Annotated in this window: 17 protein-coding genes and 1 pseudogene; 12 read left to right on the top strand and 6 right to left on the bottom strand. The window is 44.4% G+C overall.

Annotated features, from left to right (window positions below; translation table 11 throughout):
* Positions 1-102: 102 nt before the first annotated feature.
* The 3 genes from ACRRSW_RS03325 to ACRRSW_RS03335 all read left to right on the top strand — a co-directional run bounded on the left by ACRRSW_RS03325 (position 103) and on the right by ACRRSW_RS03335 (position 4,868).
* Positions 103-1,386, top strand: coding sequence for an ABC transporter substrate-binding protein (locus ACRRSW_RS03325; RefSeq protein WP_432454630.1), 1,284 nt, complete (start codon positions 103-105; stop codon positions 1,384-1,386).
* A 359-nt stretch (positions 1,387-1,745) separates the two neighbouring features.
* Entirely contained in the window at positions 1,746-3,416 is a 1,671-nt protein-coding gene (locus ACRRSW_RS03330; RefSeq protein WP_432454629.1) for a hypothetical protein, read from the top strand.
* Positions 3,417-4,868, top strand: a complete 1,452-nt coding sequence (locus ACRRSW_RS03335; protein WP_432454628.1) for an EmmdR/YeeO family multidrug/toxin efflux MATE transporter — start codon at positions 3,417-3,419, stop codon at positions 4,866-4,868.
* Positions 4,869-4,886: 18 nt separating this feature from the next.
* Here the strand turns inward: ACRRSW_RS03335 and ACRRSW_RS03340 are convergent, their stop codons facing one another.
* The 4 genes from ACRRSW_RS03340 to kduD all read right to left on the bottom strand — a co-directional run bounded on the left by ACRRSW_RS03340 (position 4,887) and on the right by kduD (position 7,877).
* The gene (locus ACRRSW_RS03340) at positions 4,887-5,798 is read right to left on the bottom strand and encodes an alpha/beta hydrolase (protein WP_432454627.1); all 912 of its coding nucleotides are present in this window, start codon (positions 5,796-5,798) and stop codon (positions 4,887-4,889) included.
* A gap of 72 nt (positions 5,799-5,870) precedes the next feature.
* Positions 5,871-6,509: an RpiB/LacA/LacB family sugar-phosphate isomerase gene (locus ACRRSW_RS03345; protein WP_432454626.1), complete on the bottom strand. Its 639-nt coding sequence runs from the start codon at positions 6,507-6,509 to the stop codon at positions 5,871-5,873.
* 49 nt (positions 6,510-6,558) lie between these two features.
* Positions 6,559-6,882 (bottom strand): cupin domain-containing protein, encoded by a 324-nt coding sequence (locus ACRRSW_RS03350; protein ID WP_432454625.1) that lies wholly within the window; start codon positions 6,880-6,882, stop codon positions 6,559-6,561.
* 233 nt (positions 6,883-7,115) lie between these two features.
* Positions 7,116-7,877 (bottom strand): 2-dehydro-3-deoxy-D-gluconate 5-dehydrogenase KduD, encoded by a 762-nt coding sequence (gene kduD / locus ACRRSW_RS03355; RefSeq protein ID WP_432454624.1) that lies wholly within the window; start codon positions 7,875-7,877, stop codon positions 7,116-7,118.
* 342 nt (positions 7,878-8,219) lie between these two features.
* On the opposite strand from kduD, the gene ACRRSW_RS03360 reads away from it, so the two are divergent.
* The gene (locus tag ACRRSW_RS03360; RefSeq protein WP_432460877.1) at positions 8,220-9,425 is read left to right on the top strand and encodes a hypothetical protein; all 1,206 of its coding nucleotides are present in this window, start codon (positions 8,220-8,222) and stop codon (positions 9,423-9,425) included.
* 54 nt (positions 9,426-9,479) lie between these two features.
* Here ACRRSW_RS03360 and ACRRSW_RS03365 read toward each other — a convergent pair whose 3' ends face one another.
* Positions 9,480-10,934, bottom strand: a complete 1,455-nt coding sequence (locus tag ACRRSW_RS03365) for a lipopolysaccharide biosynthesis protein (RefSeq protein ID WP_432454622.1) — start codon at positions 10,932-10,934, stop codon at positions 9,480-9,482.
* Positions 10,935-11,378: 444 nt separating this feature from the next.
* Between ACRRSW_RS03365 and ACRRSW_RS03370 the strand changes: the two genes are divergently transcribed.
* The 8 genes from ACRRSW_RS03370 to ACRRSW_RS03405 all read left to right on the top strand — a co-directional run bounded on the left by ACRRSW_RS03370 (position 11,379) and on the right by ACRRSW_RS03405 (position 20,283).
* Complete coding sequence (locus tag ACRRSW_RS03370) at positions 11,379-12,518, top strand: glycosyltransferase (RefSeq protein ID WP_432460878.1); 1,140 nt, start codon at positions 11,379-11,381, stop codon at positions 12,516-12,518.
* Positions 12,519-12,669: 151 nt separating this feature from the next.
* On the top strand, positions 12,670-13,863 hold the full coding sequence (locus ACRRSW_RS03375) for a glycosyltransferase family 4 protein (RefSeq protein WP_432454620.1): 1,194 nt from the start codon (positions 12,670-12,672) through the stop codon (positions 13,861-13,863).
* On the top strand, positions 13,860-14,387 hold the full coding sequence (locus tag ACRRSW_RS03380) for a serine O-acetyltransferase (RefSeq protein ID WP_432454619.1): 528 nt from the start codon (positions 13,860-13,862) through the stop codon (positions 14,385-14,387). Before ACRRSW_RS03375 ends, ACRRSW_RS03380 begins: the two co-directional genes overlap by 4 nt.
* Complete coding sequence (locus ACRRSW_RS03385) at positions 14,388-15,560, top strand: glycosyltransferase family 2 protein (protein WP_432460879.1); 1,173 nt, start codon at positions 14,388-14,390, stop codon at positions 15,558-15,560.
* Positions 15,557-16,747, top strand: a complete 1,191-nt coding sequence (locus tag ACRRSW_RS03390) for a hypothetical protein (RefSeq protein WP_432454617.1) — start codon at positions 15,557-15,559, stop codon at positions 16,745-16,747. Before ACRRSW_RS03385 ends, ACRRSW_RS03390 begins: the two co-directional genes overlap by 4 nt.
* Before the next feature lie 79 nt (positions 16,748-16,826).
* Positions 16,827-17,735 carry a polysaccharide deacetylase family protein gene (locus ACRRSW_RS03395; protein ID WP_432454616.1) on the top strand — a complete coding sequence of 303 codons (909 nt, stop codon included), beginning with the start codon at positions 16,827-16,829 and terminating at the stop codon, positions 17,733-17,735.
* Positions 17,736-17,762: 27 nt separating this feature from the next.
* Positions 17,763-19,196, top strand: coding sequence for a right-handed parallel beta-helix repeat-containing protein (locus ACRRSW_RS03400; RefSeq protein WP_432454615.1), 1,434 nt, complete (start codon positions 17,763-17,765; stop codon positions 19,194-19,196).
* A 40-nt stretch (positions 19,197-19,236) separates the two neighbouring features.
* Positions 19,237-20,283 carry a glycosyltransferase family 4 protein gene (locus tag ACRRSW_RS03405; RefSeq protein WP_432454614.1) on the top strand — a complete coding sequence of 349 codons (1,047 nt, stop codon included), beginning with the start codon at positions 19,237-19,239 and terminating at the stop codon, positions 20,281-20,283.
* Here ACRRSW_RS03405 and xrt read toward each other — a convergent pair.
* Positions 20,268-21,696, bottom strand: a pseudogene (gene xrt, locus ACRRSW_RS03410) (exosortase). The gene ACRRSW_RS03405 and the pseudogene xrt overlap by 16 nt on opposite strands.
* Between the last annotated feature and the right edge of the window lie 2 nt (positions 21,697-21,698).

The following is a 21,698-nucleotide window of genomic DNA, read 5'->3' on the forward strand; positions in this document are numbered from 1 at the left end:
AACGTAACGCGCGTCCACAACGGACATCGGTGGACGCGTATCTTGAGTAAAACTGAAGTGAACATTTCTGAACACAAATAAAATAGCTTGGAGGCTATAATAATGATGAAGAAAACACTACTGGCGACCCTAACAGCGCTAACTCTTGGAGCAATGACTGCGAGTGCATATGCACAAACAGAATTGCGTATGTCTTGGTGGGGCGGTAACAGTCGTCACCAGGCAACCTTAAAAGCCATCGAAAAATTCCATGAGAAGTACCCTGATATCGTGGTAAAAGGTGAATACACTGGTTGGAGTGGCCACTTGTCTCGTTTGACCACCCAGGTTGCTGGTAATACTGAGCCTGATGTTATGCAAACCAACTGGAACTGGTTACCTATCTTCTCTAAAAATGGTACCGGATTTTACGACATGAATGGTCAAGCCGGTGCTTTGCATTTAGATAATTTCCCTAAAACTGCGCTTAATATGACTACTATTGATGGCAAAATTAATGGTTTGCCAGTTAGTATTACTTCGCGTGTTTTTTACTACAACAAAGACTCTTGGGCTAAAGCTGGCGTTGATTACCCTAAAACTTGGGAAGATTTTAAAACTGCTGGTCAAGCTTTCAAAGCTAAATTGGGCGCAGACTACTTCCCGTTGGTTGTAGAGTCGCGTGACGTATTTGCAATTAACCGTTCAATTTTCATTCAAAAATACGGTAAAGACATCATCAATCATGATTCAAACTTATTAGACTTCAGCCAAAAAGAAATGACTGAGTTCTTCCAAGTTTACGTCGACATGGTTGAAAATCATGTATTCCCTTCTACCAAGCAGTTCGCTTCTTACGGTAAAGGTAATATGAACGAAATGCGCCCTTGGATCGATGGTCACTTTGGCGGTTTGTACATGTGGAATACATCAATCAAGAAATACGCTAACAACTTAGCTCCACCACAATCAATGGAATTAGGTCCATACCCAATGGCGCCTGGTGCAACTGATTCAGGTCTGTTAACTCGCCCATCAATGATGTTCTCGATTGGTCGTAACACTAAGCACCCAGAAGCGGCTGCTAAGTTAGTTAACTTCTTGTTGAATGATCCTGAAGGTGTTAAAGCAATGGCCGATGCGCGTGGTGTTCCACTAAGCAAATCTGGTCTTAAAACTTTGAAAGATGCAGGTTTAGATACCAACAGCTTGCCATTCCAAGGTTATACGCTTGCACAAGAGTTACCCGTGGACGTGTTGCCAACACCTTATACAGATAACGCTCAGTTAATGGAGTTATTTGCAGAAGAAATGCAACACTTAGATTATGGTCAATCGACTCCAGCTGAAGCTGCGAAGAACTTCTTACGCAAAGGTAATCGTGTATTATCGCGTATTTCTAAATAATCTAGATTAACCTCGGTTAATTTAAGCACCCCAGAGATGGGGTGCTTTTTCATTGTAAAAGATATGCGGTTTACTGAAGTGGATTGCATTGCTAAGATTTGAAGTTGCACTTCAAAAGCTTGCCTACCGTCAGCACCCTGTCGATATTGTTGTTTTGTAACGTAAATTCAATACATCGATGACAGTCCAATCAAGCCCTGAACAAGTGGCTAAAAATTTATTATGTCGTGGCTGTCGTGTTCTAGCGCATAAAGCTAGATAGCTGACGCATTGTACGCAGCGAATCACCTAGATAACGCTGTTTTAACTGTTAACTTGATGTCCTTAAACGAGGATATATATTTTCGATGGAGATCGTTATGTCTGATACTCGCCAATCTTATCTACCGCTTCTTACTGACTATTATCAAAAGTTATACTCATTGGCCAAAGCAAGCGATACTCCGTTGTTGGCGGATGGCCTCGATAGCCGTGACAATTCGGCGATTCAGTGGACTTACCCTGATGGGACCAAAGTACCAATGAGCAATTTGGCTAGCCAACAAAATTTCTTTCGCGGTTTAGTGGCCCTCTCGACGATTACCGGAGAGGCATGTTTTGCGGATCAAGCCAAGCAAACGGTGGACTACTTTTTAGAGCATTATGTTGATCAGGCTAGTGGTTTATTCCATTGGGGCGGCCACCGCTTTATTCATCGCGACAATGGCAATATTGAAGGGCCAGCGAGTAAAGAGTGTGTGCATGAACTCAAACATCACTTTCCCTTTTATGACTTTTTATATCAAGTGGCCCCCGAAACCACCCAAAATTTTCTAAAAGGCTTCTGGTCGGCGCATGTGCTCGACTGGAATAAGTTAGATTTAAGCCGCCATGGACAATACCTGACGCCTTGCCCCGATGATGTATTTCAGCAGCATCAGCCAAGTGCAGTCGTTGATCCGAGCAAGCTACCAGCCTTACCCGAAACGGTAGGTCTTACTTTTGTCAATGCGGCCACCGATTTGGTGTATGCAGCTTGTCATTATTATAAATATAGTGGCGACCAAGATGCGGCGACTTGGGCGAAACACCTTTACCATCAATTTGTTTTAGCGCGTCACCCAGAGACAGGCATGCCGGTCTATCAATATTCTTCTCCGCTGCAGCGTGAACCTATTCCCGAAGATGATAGCCTCACTTATTCTTGGTTTGGCGATCGTGCTAAACGTCAGTTTGGGCCCGAATTTGGTGATATTGCCCGCGAAGCCAATGTGTTATTTAGAGATTGTTGGCCTGTTGTGGTTGATAATCCACTGGCTATTTTAGAGTGCGCCAAACAGCTTAACGACCCGCAAATGGCGGCGTGGGCAGTTGATGGCATTAAAGCTTACTTTCAATATGCTTGGGATGAAGCGAGTAACGAGATCATTCCAATGTGGAATAGTGGTCAAGATATGACCGGGTTTGTATTACCACGAGATGGTTACTACGGGGCTAAAGGTGGACAAATCAAACGGCATGCTGCCGATCCATCCTATTTGCTGCCGTTAGTGCGAGCCAGTGTGCTTAGTGATAATTCAGAGTTAAGAGCATTAACTGCTAGCATGTTTGCTCGTTTTGGTTTGGGGGAGCTGGATGCACAGTCACTGGCACCTATAGCGATTGCTGAGCAATCTGATTTGAGTTCTGCTTATTTAGTCTTTGCACTACTAGAGTTATATCAAATTAGTCAAGATAGTCGATTGTTGAGTTTGGCAGATTTAGTGGGGCAAAACCTATTGAAGCAGCACTATCATCGCGGTTACTTTTTGGCCAGTAGCGAACACGTTTATGCGCGTCTTGATGATCCGATCCCCTATGCCTTGTTAGCTATAGAAGCCGCCTATAAAGGTCTCTATTCTGCGATTCCTGTCGCCATTTCTAAGGGTGGCTACTTACATGGGGAACGTTTAGTGAAAGGGGAAGTTAAAACCGTATACGACTATGACGTATTGTATAGCGAAACCTTAGATGGTCGTAGCTTTATTCCAGAGGGGTTAGCAGTAAATTAATTGAGCAGACAAATACTATCTAAAAGTCCACAAGTATTGACATCATCACTAAGCCCAGCAATCCAATGGCGGTATTACTACCGCTATCGGGTGTTGTTGGCGCGTAACATTATTCCCTTCGCGTGGCCAATTTTAATTGAGTTAGCTTGTGTGGTGTTAATGGGGATCGTCAGTACTATTCTGGTGAGCCGATTAGGAAATGTACAAACCGCTGCCGTTGGGGTGAGCGATAGTGTTACTTTTATCATCATTTCTGTGCTGATGGCTGTGGGACTAGGGGGCTCGGTGCTGATCGCCCACGCTTTCGGCAAACGAGACATGCAAAAAGTCGGCGCTGGCGCACCACAAGTGGTGAACTTGGCGATTGTGTTCAGTTTGTTGGCTGGACTTGGCATTTTTGTTTTTGCCAAACCATTGTTACAAGTTATTGCTTATGGGGCTGACGAGCAGGTGATTGCGATGGCGGCCACCTATCTGAAGACGATTGCTTTTAGCTTTCCGGCTTTGGCGATTGTGTTTGCTGGCAGCGGGGTATTGCGAGCGGTGGGGAATTCTCGCTTACCCGCGATGAGCAACATTCTGATGAACCTTCTGAACATTGTATTTAGTTATCCGTTGATCTACGGATTTCATTGGCTTGGTGGTGATGTTTGGCAAGGTTTTGGCTTGATTGGTGCTGGCCTTGGGATATGTGTTGCTCGTTGGGCGGGCGCATTGATGATTCTGTATTGCTTAGCCAATAATCAGCATTTTAATCTTAAGTTGAAGTCGTATATTACAGCCTTTAACCGGATCATTTTAAGAGAGATCTTGGGGATTGGCATTCCTGCTAGCGTTGAATCGATGATGTTTAACGTTGGCAAATTGATCACTCAGATGATGGTTGCAGGGATGGGCACCGCAGCGATGGCTGGTAATGTGGTGGCCTTTTCTATCGCATTATTGATTAATATACCTGGGAATGCCTTGGCGATTACCTGTACTGTGTTGATCGGTCGGCGTTTAGGGCAAGATAAACCGAATGTGGCTCAGCGGGAACTGCGATTATGCTTCTACTTTGCAACCGCACTAATAGTCTCCTTTGCTGGCTTGAGCGCTTTGTTTGCCGAGCAATTGGCGCGACTCTATACCAGTGAACCCGAGGTGATTGAGATTGTAGTCAAGTTGATACATATGAATGCCTTGATGTCGCCAATATGGGCTGCTTCCTTCGTATTACCAAATGCCTTTAAAGGCGCGAAGGATGTGAAATATACGATGTGGACCGCGATTGTCAGCATGTGGGGTTGCCGGATTGTTCTGGGTTATGTCTTAGGTATTGTCTGGGGGTTGGGCGTATACGGAGTGTGGTTGGGAATGTTTGCTGACTGGTGGTTCCGAGGAGCGTTATATTGCTGGCGTTTGATTAATCTGCGTTGGTTGCATCCGTATCTTCAATCTAAGTCGGGATAAGCGTACAGAGCTCGATTGTCACTTAGACGCAAACTGGCTATTGATCCATTGCTGCAAGAGTTGTGGCCACACGGCAAGCGGCAAACCTTCGGTCTTGCTGATACCAAAGCCATGGCCGCCACGTTCAAATAAATGTAGCTGGGTCGCTATTTGATGGCGACTCAGCGCTCGCCATAGTCGCAAGCTATTCTCTACACTTACTGAGGGATCGTCACTGGCATGCAGGATGAAGCAAGGCGGAGTCTCTGGGCTGACTTGTTGTTCGAGTGAATAAGCTGCAATTTGCTGAGGACTCGGATTTGTACCAATTAATAGTTGACGAGATTCTGGATGGGCAATGGCTTGCTCCATGCTTATCACCGGATAAACCAAGGCGCTAAAATCAGGCCGTGCACTAAAGCTATCGATGTGATCATGGTGCGGATAAATGACCTGCTTAAATTGGTGACTGAGCCGCCCTGCAACATGACCGCCGGCGGAGAAACCGAGTACACCAATGTGCTGTAATTGCCAGCGATGGGCATGCGCTCGGATCCAGCGAAGCGCACGTTGAGCGTCGGCTAGTGGAGTATCTGCGGCGAAGCGGTGACCGTCGCCTGGCATTCTATAATTGAGTATAAAAGCGTGATAACCAAAGTGATTGAGCTGCTTTGCGATTTCACTCCCCTCTTGATCAATCACCACTCGACGATAGCTTCCTCCCGGTATGATCAATACGCCAATGCCTTTACTTTGCTTACTGGGATAGATGATTATTTCAGGATCCTGGGTTTGACTGAGCGCTCGATTAGGCGCTGCGAGATGGTGACTTCGTTCAGTGACTATTGGCTTAAGATGGGAACTGTCTGATGGCTCAGACCATAAGCGGAAGACTGCTTGTTGGGGAAATAGTTGCTGAACCGATTGAAGGGGGGTCGTGATTAGGGACATACTTGGATCGCTAATATTGAGATGAATAAAACCAGCCCGAGGGGGCTGGTTTAAACGCTGGGGTTTAATCCATTACTTAATTAATGAATTCACGTAATCAGCGATTTCTGGTACTTGGCAGTTTGCAAAGAAACATTCTTGGAAACGCGCACCAGTAACTGCAGTTTTGACTAGTTCTTGGTCAATCGCACGTAGTGTATCTAAGTAGTTGTCTTTCACAACTGCCGCTTTCACGGTGTTTAGGATACCTGCATTGCGTTGTTGTGGTTCAGCACGTTCGAGAGGGTAACCTTGGCCACGCTCGCCAACTAAGGCTTTTTCGAAGATGTAACGAACGTTTAATTCAGCACCCCAACCAAAACCTTTGGCAAAGGCCAACGCAAGAGCATTACCATTGTTAATCTGGTTGAATAAGAAGGCATCTGAAGGATCTAAGCAGTAACCACAAACGACACCAGGGTGAATGTTACAAGACATCATTGCGCCTTGGCCAGTACCACAACCAGTGACGACAAAATCAACTGCTTTTGAATTCAGTAAAATGCTGGCAATAATACCAAGGTGGATGTAAGTCAGGTGATGGTCATTCTCATCACTCATACCTACGTTGTAAACTGAATGACCTAGAGGGTCAGCCACGTAGTTTAGTTCTTTTAAAACAGTAGCGTTTTTTCCGGCTTGACTGTTTTCCATTAATAAGGCGACTTTCATTAAATATACTCCCGCTTGAGAAAGCTAAATAGCTTTCTACTATTGATAATTATGAGACGAAATCTTTACGCATTGGTGTGAAGTTATCGAGTAAAACACCAGCCTCTAAACAAACACAACCGTGCATCACGTCGGGTTCTTTGTAGAGTGTGTCACCGGCTTTCACGACTTTAGTTTCATCGCCAATGGTGAATTCGAAGGCCCCTGAAAGAACATAGGTTAACTGCTCGTGTGGGTGATTATGCATCGGCCCAACAGCGCCTTTTTCAAAATGTACTTCCACCGTCATGATGTTGTCGCTATAGGCGAGTACCTTACGTGATACTCCATTACCTAAGTCTTCTAAGGTAATGTCTTGATTAAATACAAACATCGCTCTCTCCTTTATTGCTAAGGCTGCTTCCCCTTTCGCCGGAGCATTTGGACAAATATTTGTCCACTAATGCTCAGCTGGGGCTTGTGACGCAAATTTTAAGTTCAGCACGTCATACTCAAGTACGAAGATGACCAGTCAGCGTGCAGAACGTATCCGCGGTATATATCAGGGAAGCCTGATATATCTGCGTCTGCGGCACTGAATAAGGAGCATCTGCGTTTATTTTCTCGTTAGCGAGACAACCAGCCACCGTCGACAGCAATGGTGTAACCACTGATGTAGTTAGAAGCTTCTGATGCTAAAAATACGCAAGGACCAGCGACATCGCTAGGTAAGCCCCAACGACCCGCAGGAATACGATCTAAGATTTCTTTGCTACGAGCTGCATCGTTACGCAACGCTTCGGTATTGTTAGTTGCCATATAACCAGGGGCAATAGCGTTTACATTAATGTTTTCTTTCGCCCATTCATTAGCCATCAGACGAGTGACGCCCATCACTGCACTTTTTGATGCAGTGTAAGACGGAACGCGAATACCGCCTTGGAAAGACAACATTGATGCGATATTGATAATTTTACCGCCATTTCCTTGGGCAATGAATTGCTTGGCAACCGCTTGTGACATGAAGAATACTGACTTGATGTTAATGTTCATGACATCATCCCAGTCTTTTTCACTAAAATCGACAGCATCTTCACGGCGAATAATACCAGCGTTGTTTACTAAAATATCAATTTTACCAAACTCACTTAGCGCAGTGTCAATAATGCTAGGGATATCATCTAATTTCATGAGGTTAGCGCGTACATCGATGAACTTACGGCCAGTTTCAGCCATTTTCTCAATGGTTTCTGTTGGCTCAACAATGTTAACACCAACGATGTCACAACCCGCGGCAGCGAGGCCAAGTGCCATTCCTTGGCCTAAGCCCGTATCACATCCGGTCACAATAGCGACCTTGCCTTCAAGATTAAATGAATCAAGAATCATAACTTCTTCCTTTATGTGTAGTTAAATTTGTGGCTGGAGCAAAAAGCCCGTCACCGTTTCTATATTTATAATTGAGGTATCAGAAACGCTGTTCAAATAATATTAAAAAGCAGTTTTAAAAAAGAAGATCAAAGTCGTGTTTTTTTATTTTGAGGTCATTTTTTATTGCTGTTGGAAGCTTTTTGACCATTTTGTGAGCAGGTTGTGGGGGCTGATTCGTTGATATCGTTTTCAATAAGTCGTTATTTTTTTATCGCATGTCGAACTGTAACTACTATTTATTGTGAAGATCGACTAGCCTAAGGACATTATGGGCTTTCATGTTTATCAAGGAAGATAACAATGGACATCGGTCCAATTACGATAAAGCAATGCCAAGATGTGGTGGTTTATCAAGTTGATTTCGACCTTAAGCAGCAATCGCACAGTCTGTGGTTTGAGCTAAACTTGCCTGGAGCTTTGTGGCCGAGTGAGAGTGGCGATGCCGCCATGCTGGCTTTATTGCTTCCGGCTATGTTGGCCAATGAAAATATTCATGTGCGTGGCAGGGTTTCTGCTCAATTACTGTTTCACCTCAATGGTGCTTATCAAACCTTGGTACGGCAGGTGATCCCTTATCTGCATCAGATATATATATCCGCTGATAGCTGTTGTGATCGTTCCAGCCAGGCAAAGGGCGTCGCCACAGGGTTTTCTGCAGGTGTTGATTCATTCTGTAGCTTGAGGGACTATTATTCAGAGCAGACGCCCGATGCTCTTAAAATTACTCACCTCTTATATAACAACGTAGGCTCTCATGGACATGGAGCGGATAAAGAACAGCTATTTCATGCGCGCTATGATCGATTAAAGAAAACTGCAGATGAATTAGCGCTACCCTTTATTATGATTAATTCTAATTTAAATGAGTTTTATGGAAAGGGCTTAAATTTTCAGCTAACCCATACAATTCGCAACGCATCGGTAGCGCTGTTATTACAGGAACATATTGGGCATTTTTTGTACTCATCAGCTTATGTTTACGCTGATTTATTTGTTGGTCCAAGTTATGACATGGCTTATAGCGATACCTATAGCTTACCCTTGTTATCTACAGAGTCCTTAATTTGCCATTCGGTTGGCAGCGAATATACGCGTGTTGAAAAAACCAAAAGAGTCGCAGAGTTACCGGCCTCTTACAAGGTATTAGACGTATGTGTGGTGGCCGATAATGCTGAAAATTGTTCACAGTGTGAAAAGTGTTTAAGAACCTTATTTACGTTGGATATGTTAGGTAAGTTGGAGCTTTATCAGCACTGTTTTAACCTCGAGCGTTATCAACAACATCGGGCAGGGTTTATTCGCGACATGCTGATTAGTGACGACCCGCTGTTAAAAGAGATCCTTGATTGGACCAAGCAACATCATTTCCGCATTGAAAAGACGCATTATTTCGCGGCTTTGCTACTTTACATGCGACGTTTCCCATTGCTGTTCCTGCATCGACTTAAGATTCTTACCAAACGCCATTTGGTTTCGATGGGGCTCTATCAACCGAAGTCATATTAAGCCACTTAATTTACCACGCAATCACGCAATAGAGAGTGCATATTTTGGCTAGGCTTATGCTCGTTTCAGTAACTGCTTGGCTTCTTGGAATACTTTACGGTCAATGATCAGTAGCCCTGTTAGGTAGACGCTAGCACCGATCAGAATGCTGAAGAGCAAGATAACAATCGCACTAAAATCGGCGAGTAGTGGTTTGCTGTAATAAATACTCAGCATCATTAGTGCACCTGCGAAAGCGGGGACAGCAATGTGTTTAAACAAGTCCAGTAAAGGAATATTGATCCCTCGGCTGTTATGTAATACGACGATTAAATAGGCAACCGGGAAGGCGCATAACCAAGCCATTGCCAGACCATGTGCCCCATGGTGGGAGCCGACATAAATGCTGGGCACTAATACGGTCAGTAATATGGTCGCATTAATGAGCATGTGTCTCACCTTTTTAAGGCTTTTTAGCGCAGGATTAAATAGTTCTTCACTAAACCTGAGTGGCATCACCAGCAAAATCAGTGTTGCAGGCGTGACGGCATCTAACCATTTCTCCCCCAATACCAGTGGGATGAGTTGTTCGACGGTGGCAGCTAAGCCCCAAAAAATAGGTAAAGTAATCAGTAAACACAGCTTTTGTGATTTAATCACATAGCTGGCGATCATTTTAGGTTGGTCCTGAATTTTGGCGAAGGCGGGAAAGGCGACTTGACGTAGGATAGGCATTATTTTCTTTTGCGGCATCATCGCGATTTGTAAGCAGATGGCATATAAACCGACTTCTACTGGCGTCATCACACGGCCAGCGATCACGATATCTATATGTGAGAATATATAAAACATGATGGTGAGTAAGCTCAGTCCGCCACCAAATTTGAGCATCCCGCTGATTTCAGAATAGCTGAAGCTAGGCCAATAAGTTATCGGGCGAATAGCCATGACCATGCTGGCTTTTAGTAGATAGAACAAGACCTGCCCATAGATAAGTGCCCAGAAGCCATAGCCTAAGTAGGCCAAAATTAATGTGGTCACTGCAGCCGCCGCATTGGCTATGCCTTCGATAATCGAAACTCTTTTAAAATCCATCTCTTTGGCGAGCAGTGCCGCTGGAATAATTTCAAAAGCCATGATCAGCACACACCATGCATTTACTTTTAAAATGGCTGCGACTTCAGGCGACTGGTAATAATGGCTGACGGGGCCTGCCAATAAATATTGCAGACTAAAAATGCTGAGATGCACAACAATAATCGCACCAAACATCTGTTTAAGGATATTGGTGTTGAGTGCTTGATGTTGAATTAAGGAGGAGCTAAAGAGCGAACCTAGGATTAACACAAAAAAACCGGATAAAACATCGGCCATGGCCACTAGGCCGTAATCTTCGGGGGATAATAATCGAATCACCCAGAAGGTCATCACCCATCTTAAGGTTTGGGTCGCTATTTTTCCTGCGACAACCCATTTTAATGAAGTGAGAACTTGGCTTTTTAAATTCGTGTGCTTTGATGCGGCCGTCATCGATTCGACTTTCCTTTGTCCGTTTCTACTGCTTAAACGCATTGGTTTACTAGGTGCTTAGGATATTACGAACAGGCCCTGCGTCTAACCGATGGCATCTTCGTTGATTTGTTCTCCTGAACTCAAATAATGGTCAATCTGCTTACTGTCACCGGACAATATCTAGGTTCGAAAAAGGATGCAAGTACTTTACTTTCGCATCCGCTGATCTTTGAAGAGCGCGCGAGTGCAATGTTCGTTATCGATTGATTCCTAAAGAGGAAACTAACCCTGCTACGAGTGACTCATGAGGCGGTCGATGTTACTGTTTGTTCATCGAATTTTTGGTTATTTATGCTATTTTAACAATAGTGGGTAAAAAGCGGGTATTGCTAACTAGCGAGCAACCGATTTTATTCATTGAGCGTGGATATAAAAAATGGATTTTGGGTCAATCAAAGATGGATGAACGAAGTGACGATAGATAAGCCGAAACTGGTTATGGTAACGAATTTGTATCCACTGCCTTGGGAACCGAACCGGGGCAAGTTTAACTATCAGCAGTTTGCTTTACTGCAGCAAGATTACCAGTTGGCGATCTTGGTTCCGGTTGCATTTACCGATTGGTGGCGAAATCGTCGACAGATTAAACAAAGCACCGAGTTGCGCTATTGCCCATACTTTTATACACCTAAAATTGGCCGTCGTTTTTATAGCGTGACTATGTTTTTGTCACTGCTGATACACAGTGGCTTATGGTTATTCAAATTTAAACCTCAGCAGCTCATGGCATGCTGGGCATTTCCTGATGCGGTTGCTTGTAGTTGGCTTGCGCGGTTATTTTCGCTCCCCTTTTTCTTTAAAGTTCATGGTTCTGACATTAACCAGCTAGGGTCTTATCCGGGCCGAGCAAAACAGATCAAGGCCGCGGCCGATAAAGCGATATCGATCTTATCCGTATCTCAAGATTTGGCAAAAAAACTGGTGAGCTTGGGGATTGAAGAACAAAAGGTGAAAGTCATTTATAACGGCGTCAACCATCAGTTGTTTGACCAGTGCTTGCCAGCAAAAATGGCCGATGATTACTTATTGTATATTGGTAATTTAAAGCATGATAAGGGGGTGGTGGAATTATTGCAGGCCTTTACGGCGATAGCTGAGCAATTTGCTGAGCTTAAATTAGTTTATGCTGGCAGTGGGGGGATGCTGGCAAAATTGCAACAAATGACTGCAGAGGCGGGTTTAACTCAACGGGTGGTTTTTTTGGGGGCGGTTGCGCATGAGGAACTCCCCCAGTGGTTAGGTCATGCTAAATTATTGGCCTTACCCAGTTATGCCGAAGGGGTGCCAAATGTGGTGCTTGAGGCGATGGCTTCCGGTACTCCGGTGTTGGCGACTAAAGTGGGTGGGATCCCAGAAATATTTAACCCTGCTTTATGCGGTTGTTTAGTCGAGCCTCGTAATACTGAGGCTGTAGCGAAAGGCTTACAGACGATATTGGAGCAAAGTTGGGATAAAGAGGCGATAAAAACTTGTGCTGCACCTTTTACTTGGCAACGAAACCAGCAGCAGCTGTTAAGCATGCTTAGCCAAGCGGAGGGCTAAGCTTGTTTGGCCTTTACGCAAAAATATGGTGTAGGGGACAGACCGAATAATTCTCTGTAATTAATAACATTTTCTGACTAATTTTGCTAATGTCAGCGTATTCTCAGCAAGGACTTATCCGTTGCTGCAAGCTAGGGAGAGCTTCATAAAAATGAACATTTTATTTCATCACCGAACGCGAGGAAGAGGCGCTGAAGGGGTGCATATTCGGGGTGTGGTCAAAGGTTTACGTGAGCTTGGTCATCAAGTGAAGATCCTCTCTCTGCCTGGGGCCGACCCCGAAGAGGAATTACCCACCAACAACGAGCCAGAGCCTTCTGCGACGGAACAACCTGCCGCCCCGAAACGCGGACTATTTACCCGCATCACCGAATTGACTAAATATACCCCTGAGTTTGTATTCGAGCTATTTGAGCTGGGGTTTAATGTTATTGCTTGGTGGCGTTTACGTAAGACCGTTAAACAACAAAAGGTTGAACTGATCTATGAACGTTATTCCTTATTTATGTTTGCGAGTGTTTGGTGGGCGAAGCGTCACCATCTGCCGATTATTTTGGAAATTAACGATTCCTGCTTAGTGCATCGGGTTCGCCATTTATTCTTTCAAAGTCTGGCGAAGCGGGTGGAGCAATGGATATTTAGCCATGCGACTGGTTTGGTGTTTATTTCCAGTCGTTTTCAGCAGGTCGCGGTTGATACTTATCCTAACATTGCTCCCTCGGTTGTCTCTCCTAATGCGGCTGATTTAGACCAATTTGTCATTGATGAGCAAGCGGCACAACAATTACGCCAACAACTACATATTGAAGATAAGGTGGTCGTTGGTTACGTCGGTGCGTTTGTCCATTGGCATGGTATCGACTGGTTTGTTGATATGATCGCGGAACGATTAAAAGATTACCCTGATATCGTCTTATTACTGGTTGGAGATGGCGCTTGTTATGAGTCGATAAAGCAGCGGATTGCCAGCGCGGGGGCGGAGCAACAAATTATATTGCCGGGGAGAGTGGCCCATGATCAGGTTCCAGTTTATTTGTCGGCGATGGACTATGGTATTTTGCCCGATTCAAATGATTATGGTTCACCGATGAAATTATTTGAGTTTATGGCCATGGGCAAAGGGATGGTTGCGCCAGACTTTACGCCAATCGCCGAAGTGGTTGCCGATGGTGAAACCAGTTGGTTATTTCCAGCTAATCAGCGTCAAGCCTGTGTTGAACGGGTGTTAGATTTGTCCCTGAAGGCCGAAGAGCAGGCCCTGGTGGGGCGCAATGCGCGGCAATATATCGAGCGTGAAAGACAATGGCGGCATAACGCTGAACAACTACTGACTTTGGTGAAATGATGGAATTTTTAAAAGCAGACTTTCGACGTAAGCAACAAATATTTGCCGATGATGGGGCTCCAACCAGTATGTTGCGCATTGTGATGGCGGATGGTTCTAGCGCCAATATTATTTACCGAACCATGCGCTGGTGTGCGACCCACCAATTAGCCTTGCTTGCTTATTTTTTTCAATGGTTGAATAAGTTTCTCAATGGCTGTGTGATTGGTAGTGGTGCAGAGTTTGGCCCTGGCTTTGTGATCATGCATCCGGTTGGTATCGTGATTAATTCTAAGGTGAGTGGCGGTGCAAATATCACTTTGGAAAGTGGCGTTGTGATTGGGGATGAAAAGGGCAAGTCACCGCGCTTGGGGAATGATATTTTTGTGGGTGCGGGCGCTAAAATTGTGGGTGATTTAGAGCTTGAAGATCTGGTGAAAGTCGGCGCCAATGCGGTCCTTACAAAAAGTGCTCCTCGGGGAGCGACTATGTTGGGGATCCCTGCGAAGGTTTACCATAAAGCCGAAAATGAGGCTGTAGAATAAATGGAACTGGTATTTTGGTTAGCAGTCGCATTGATCGTCTATGGTTATACGTTGTATCCCTTGTTATTGTTGCTTTTTAGCGGCATAAAGCAAGCTGTTCGAGACACGCGCTATCTTTGGCGACGTCATGAGCGACGCTCTTACGAACCGAAACAATGGCCTTCGGTATCGATTATTATCGCCGCTTACAACGAAGAGCAGTGCCTCGCTCAGCGGGTCGACAATCTGTTAAAGCTCAGTTATCCCCAAGATAAACTGACGATTCATATTGGTTCAGACGGCAGTACCGATCAGACCAACTCTATTTTAAGAGCCGTTGAAGCCGAACATTTTCAAGCGCATATCTTTGAACAAAACCGCGGTAAAATAAATGTATTGAATGACCTGGTTGATCAATCTGAAGATGAAATTTTGGTGATGTCTGATGCCAATACTGATTTTGCAGTCGATGCGATTGAAAACTTGGTGAGGCATTTTGATCGGCAAGAGGTCGGCGCGGTATGCGGAGAACTTCATTTAGTGGATTCGGAGTCTGCGGATAACAAAGATGGGATTTATTGGCGTTATGAGCAAATGCTGAAGTTTCATGAATCTCGTTTAGGTGGTTTACTGGGAGCCAATGGGGCGATTTATGCGATGGCTAAACGCTTCTATCAAGTTTTACCAGCGAACACTATTGTTGACGACTTCATGATTGTCATGAATGTCTCTAAGGCTGGTAAGCAGGTGATTTACGAGCCCAATGCGGTGGCTTATGAAGAGGTTGCGCCTTCTTTAAAGGAAGAAGAAAATCGCCGAATTCGGATTGGTACCGGTAATTATCAAGCTTTTAATCGTTGCTTATGGGCTTTAAATCCCTTACGAGGGGCTCGGTGTTTTACTTATTTTAGCCATAAAGTACTGCGTTGGTTTACGCCGCACTTTATGTTAATTGCTTTGGTGAGTAACTTACTGCTCATTGGTCAGCCACTTTATCTGTTGCTGCTAGTGTTGCAACTGTTCGTCTATACCGTCGCGGCATGGGGAAATAGCCGCAGTAAACAAGGCAAAAAGCTGCCCGGGAGCATTGCTTTTTTGACCTTTTTTGTGGCGATGAATACAGCTTTATTGAAAGGCTTTTATGCTTTCTTATTTAAAAATGTGCAAGGAACTTGGCAAAGGACGTCACGGTGATTATCTCTTTAATTTTGTTATTCATTTTACTTGCTGTAGCGGCGGTCTTGTTGATCATTCGTAAGAAGCAAATGCATCTGTGGTTAGCGCATTACCTAAAGCTTAAATTGAAGCCTAAGGCTCACTTTGAAGGGCCAACTCATATTTTATTTTGCTTTGTTGATCATTATGAGCCGCAATGGGGCAAAAATATCAGTTTAGAACAAGAGCGAGCCAGAGTTGACCGCTGGTTTCATGATTACCCAAAAGTGGCGGGTAAACATCAGGATGCAGACGGATGTCATCCAAAACATTCATTTTTCTATCCAGAAGAAGAATACCGTTTTGAACACTTAGCCAAAATAGCTGACTTATGCGCTCGGGGTTTTGGTGAGATTGAAGTTCATTTACATCACCATGATGATACCAGTGACAATTTGCGTAAAACACTGGAAGGATTTACCGAATTATTGCATCAACAGCATGGCGCATTTATGCGTAGTGAAGCGAGCGGAAAGCTTCAGTATGCCTTTATTCATGGGAATTGGTGTTTGGATAATTCTCATCCCGATGGCATTTTATGTGGTGTTGATGATGAATTAATCGTCCTTAAAGAAACCGGTTGTTTTGTTGACTATACCTTTCCTTCGGCACCGAGTGCTACGCAACCTGCGACGGTAAATTCTATTTATTATGCTAAGGATGATCCGCATGCTGCTAAATCGCATAATAAAGGCCAAATGGTGAAAGTGGGTGGCAAGATGTGGGGCGATTTGATGTTGATCAATGGCCCCTTGGATTTAAATTGGAAAGTGCGTAAAAAAGGTATTTTTCCGCAAATTGAAAATTCAGATATTCGGACGAGCATGAAACCGACCAAGGATCGAGTCGATTTATGGGTGAAGTCGAATATTCATGTTCAGGGACGGCCGGAATGGCGCTTTATTAAAATACATACTCACGGTACGCAAGAAGCCGATATGCCAACTTTACTTGGTCAGCCTTTTGATGAGATGTGTGATTACCTAGAGCAAGAATATAATGATGGCCATAACTATGTCTTGCATTATGTGTCGGCCCGCGAAATGTATAATATTGCCAAAGCGGCGGAAGCGGGTAAAACTGGCGATCCTCATCAGTATCGTGATTTCTTAGTTGCAGCGCCAAATTATAAGACCTTAGCAAGCAGCGGTGATAGCCTTGCTTAGGGCATTGTGTAAACAGTCTATAGTTAGATTTTTTAACTGTCGACGACGGCGCTGGAAGACTCCTCAAAATGGCTTATATGTGTTTAACTATCATCGTATTGGTGATGCTGCTGGCACCGACTTCGATCCGAACATATATAGCTGTACCGCCGAAGTATTTGAGCAGCAGTTGGTGTTTTTAAAAGCCAATTTCACCTTGATTTCGGAGGCGAATCTATTGGCTTTACTGGAAGATGACCAACCTCTGGACCGTGCTTACGCCTTGATTACTTTTGATGATGGTTATATCGACGCCTATCAATGTGCGTTTCCGATATTAAAAAAGCATCAGCTGTCGGCAGTATTTTTTGTGGTTACAGACTTTGCTGAAGGAAAGTCGATTGCTTGGTGGGATGAGATAGCTTGGTTGATTCGGCATACTAAACTATCGAGTATCAAGCTTGAACATTGGCGCAAGAAGGTGGATTTATCCAACGCAGACTTAAAACTTAATATCCGTAAGGTGCTCAAAGCCTTTAAAGAAGATAAACAGTTGCCTATGAGTGATAAATTGGCGCAGCTGCGTCAGTTATGTGGGGTGAAAGACATCCCTGAAGTGACTCTGTTCGCGAATTGGCAACAGTTGAAAGAAATGTCTGATGCGGGAATGAGTATTGGCTCACATACCATCGACCATCCTATTTTGGCTCACCTTAGCGACGAGCAACAAATGCGCCAATTGGCGGTATCAAAACAGCGTATAGCTGCGGCCACTGCTCACGACGTAAACTTAGTGGCTTATCCGGTGGGAAATAGTGGTAGTTTTAATGGTGTTTCCGAAACCTTGGCTCGAAATGTTCACTATAAAGCGGCCTTTTCATTTTATGGTGAGGCTAATTATTTCTTAAGTGAGAGTAATCGTTTTAATATTGATAGAATTTCCGTGGATGGCAATAAAGATGAAGCGGCCTTGAAGGCGCAAATTATGGCGCTATCGTCCAATACCTGAGTCAAGACTACCAGCTAGGGGATGCGAATGAAACGAAGTCTATTGGTTCCAATGATCGTCATATTGGCCGGTTTTTTTAAGGCCCAAGCCGCACCACTATGGCCTTGGCAAAATGCATCTATGGGGGAAGGGGCCCCGGCTTGGGCAACTACCGATATTGCTGCGGGGCAGATTTGGTACGTGGATATTAATGCACCAGAATCTGCGGAAACCGGGAGCCATGATCAGCCTTTTCATCGAATCGCTGCCGCCTTGAAAGTTGCGCGACCGGGCGATGAAATTTGGTTGGAGCCGGGGGTTTATCACGAGCAAGTGCGGATCCGTAAACCAAATATTACCCTGCGATCGAGTGTCTTACATCAGGCAAAAATTGAAGTTCCTTTTAACGAAAAAAAAATACAGCAAGCGATCCGTATCGATTTTACTGCGAAAGGTACGAGAGTTATTGGTCTAGATATCAGCGGTGGTTACTACTATGCGGTGTCTTTACATACTAAATGGAAAGGAGGACCTCATTCGGGAGTTTCTCAGGTCTTGTTATCGCAAAATCTGCTCCATGGTAGTGGCCGAGATCTACTCAAAATAAATCCTTATGTTTGGCAAGTGTTGATAGAACGGAATCAATTTTATCGTTCTGGCCAAAGAGATAATAGCAACGCCGAAGCAATTGATGCGGTGAATGCCAGTGAATTATGGATCCAGGATAATCTGATTAAGGGGATTGCCACCTCTGGTATTTATGTAAAAGGTGGTTCGCATGAGGTATTGATTCAGCGAAATTTGATTCGAAACGTTGGCTTAGCGGGCATTTTGGCTGGTTTTGATACCAGTCCACAGTTTTTTAATATGACTGATAATCCTAATATGTATGAGGCCAGACGGGTTCGTATTATTAATAATATTGTTGATGGAAGTCAGGGTGCGGGGATTGGGGCTTATTCAGCGGAACAAGTTGTGGTGGCTCATAATACGGTGCTTAATTCTGCAATACGTTACCATGCACCGATCTATTTTGGCTTGAGTTTTCAAGACCGAGAGTTAGATGCCAAACGTCCACCTAGCAAGGATATTTCGGTCTATAACAATATTTTTTCATCCTTGCGACGTGATGGCACCGTATTGGAGGTTCGTTATCTTGAAGATGACACATTAGGTGGCTTGTCGTCCTTACAAGGGTGGCCGAAGGCGAATAATAATCGCTATTTCTCGGCCTTTGGGCCTGCTAGTTTTACCGATATGCGACCTCATGCGAAACAGCGCTCATCGAATTTAAGTGAGTGGATGAAGTGGTGTGCTTGTGAGGCGGATACACAACTTATTGAAGTGACTCTAAGTTATCCAAATTATATGCCGCAGGGTGCTGATTTTCAGTTTACTTCAAAGGCCGAAAGTTTAGCGGTGGACTTCTATCAAAATAAACGTGTATCGACCACCTATGTAGGGGCGGTGATTCCTAATTGAGCTGTTTAACCAGTCAAGCCAGTAACAGAAGATGTATAAAATGAAAATTGTCCATGTGGTGAGTAGCCTCAATATGGGAGGTGCTGAGCGTTTAGTTGTGAATCTGTCAATTGAGCAGAAGAGGCTCGGACACCAAGTGACGGTGGTGTCTTTTGGGGCTAAATCTGACACCTACTACACGCTCCTACAAACACATGGTATTGCTGTGCAATTGGTGGGGGGAGGGCTGATTGCTCGATTCACTCAGTCACTCAAATTATTGCTGGCGGCCGATGCGATTAACATCCATTCGACGCCTATTGTGAGAGCGCTGGCACCACTTTTCCCAATGCTCTATTTTAAGAAAACGATTTTTATCGTGCATGGTGAAACGAGTCCTAAGCTACGCCTATTTAAACCCGCTATCTTATTCGCTTGTTTGTTTATAAAACATGTGGTTGCCGTTTCTGAATCGGCTAGGAGGTCTTTATATCGCCGTTTTGCGGTGAATACAGGGCGGGTTGGGATCATCGAAAATGGGGTTCAACTTGCAGCAACCTGCAAGCACGCACCTACTGGACCAGAGTTACCCTTGAAAGTTGGTGCGGTGGGGCGCTTGATCCCGCTGAAAAATTTTGAGTTACTGATTGAGAGTGTGGCGATTATCAATCAAACGGACTCAAGTCCTATCGAATTACATATTTTTGGGGATGGCCCAAGTTTAGAAGACTTAAAAACACTGGCTCGAGACCAAGGTGTTACGGTTAACTTTCACGGCATAGTGTTAGAGCAGGATGAAATTTACCGTCACATTGACCTGTTGGTGATTAGTTCAAATACTGAAGGGCTGCCAATGGTGTTAATTGAAGCCATGGCGCGAGGGATCCCGGCGATATCCACTCGTGTAGGTGCAATACCATCCGTGATTGTTGACCAGCAGAATGGTTGGCTAATTGATGTCGGTAATGCGCGACAGTTGCAACAGGCATTAGCTCAGGTTATTCACTCTCCAGGTTGCCTCTCTACGGTCGGTAGACAAGCCTATACGACCGTTGAGCATCAGTTTTCAATTGCTGCCGTGGCTGCAAAATATCAGTCTCTGTATTGAGTGCTTGCTTGTTGGCTGAGCATTTGTTGCAGTGTTCCGAGAGTGTCGCGGCAATCTGTCGCGTTGCATAAACTCGATCCGACCAAGATAGCCGATTCTCTATGGCCTGATAACGCAGCAAGTAGGTGATTTTGTTTTTGTTGCTTAAGGCTGCTGGTTAGGCCTCTGGCGCTTAAGTATGCATAAACTAACACCGCTGGCTGATTGTTTTTGGCTAAAAAGTAGATGCTATGGGTTTGTGCATCTCGTTTTTTAGTTTCTATTCTCATTCCGTCCGGAATGATGCTGTTGTTAAAGTAACTGGCCTTATTATCTAGGCCATAGCCGCTAAATGTAAAATACCACAACGATAGCTGATGATCGTTTTGTTCAATGAGCTGATAGCGCAGCTCGCTATACCTTGAGATCTGCAATGGACCGTGGGTATCAGATGCTCTCACTCGATTGCTTGAATTGAGCGTTTCTGCATCAAAAACTGGTAAATCTAAACTCAGTGGGGAGAGTAAAATTAAGGCGAACAGACTTGCGAATATTGGCTTTAAGGCAATATTTTTTTTGCTGCTTAATCGGTGGTGTTCGGTGGTATTCGCTTCTTTCTTGGCGAGAGAATTTCCAACATAGAAAATCATCAGTAAATAAGGGGCATACACATACCAGCCTAAATTATTGTGATCGCCAACAATCGAACTTTGCATGTTGGTTAAATGGCCGATAAAAATGATTGTGATAATTCGGATCCAGTTAACCAATAGCGCACCGGCCATTGTAATGATGAAAAACAGCAATATCCGGCGGGCTGAACGCAGATTAAAATAGACAAATAGTAGGCATAAAAACAAGGAGGTAATAAAATATCGAAGCCCACTACACCCGTTCGCTATCTCAAATTGACCCGAAGGAATGGAGACAATGTTGCCTTCAAAGTAGCTCGGTATACCAGTAAATGCCATGATGGTTTCGACTGCAGTGGTGGATAGCTGCTGCAAGGGGGGAGAGAAGTCCCCATATGGGCGTAATAAATAAAAATACTAAAGCGTATAAATAGAGGCCTTTATGGCTGACAAAAATGCTTAATAGCGCACTTAGTAAAACCAAGGGAAGCAAGGCTCGAACTGGCAGGCTAATTTGTCCAAGATATAAACAGAGCTCCACCATTAACAAAAATACTAAGATTAGGGTGAAGCCATTGGGCTTGCTGCGAAATTGCAACTGTTCTCGAATATCATATAGAACATAAAGCGCGACAAAGGGGATCAAAAATGCGTGTGAGTATGTTCCATCATCGAAGCTATAACGCCAAATATCGAGTATCACAGGCCAGAACAAGAGGCTGACTATTACCGTAAGTGCTAATACAACGACACTCTCGACTACACCTTTCGAATGTTCTGGCGAGTTGTGGTGCGATGCCACCG

Source organism: Agarivorans sp. QJM3NY_25 (assembly GCF_050870875.2).
GTDB lineage: Bacteria > Pseudomonadota > Gammaproteobacteria > Enterobacterales > Celerinatantimonadaceae > Agarivorans.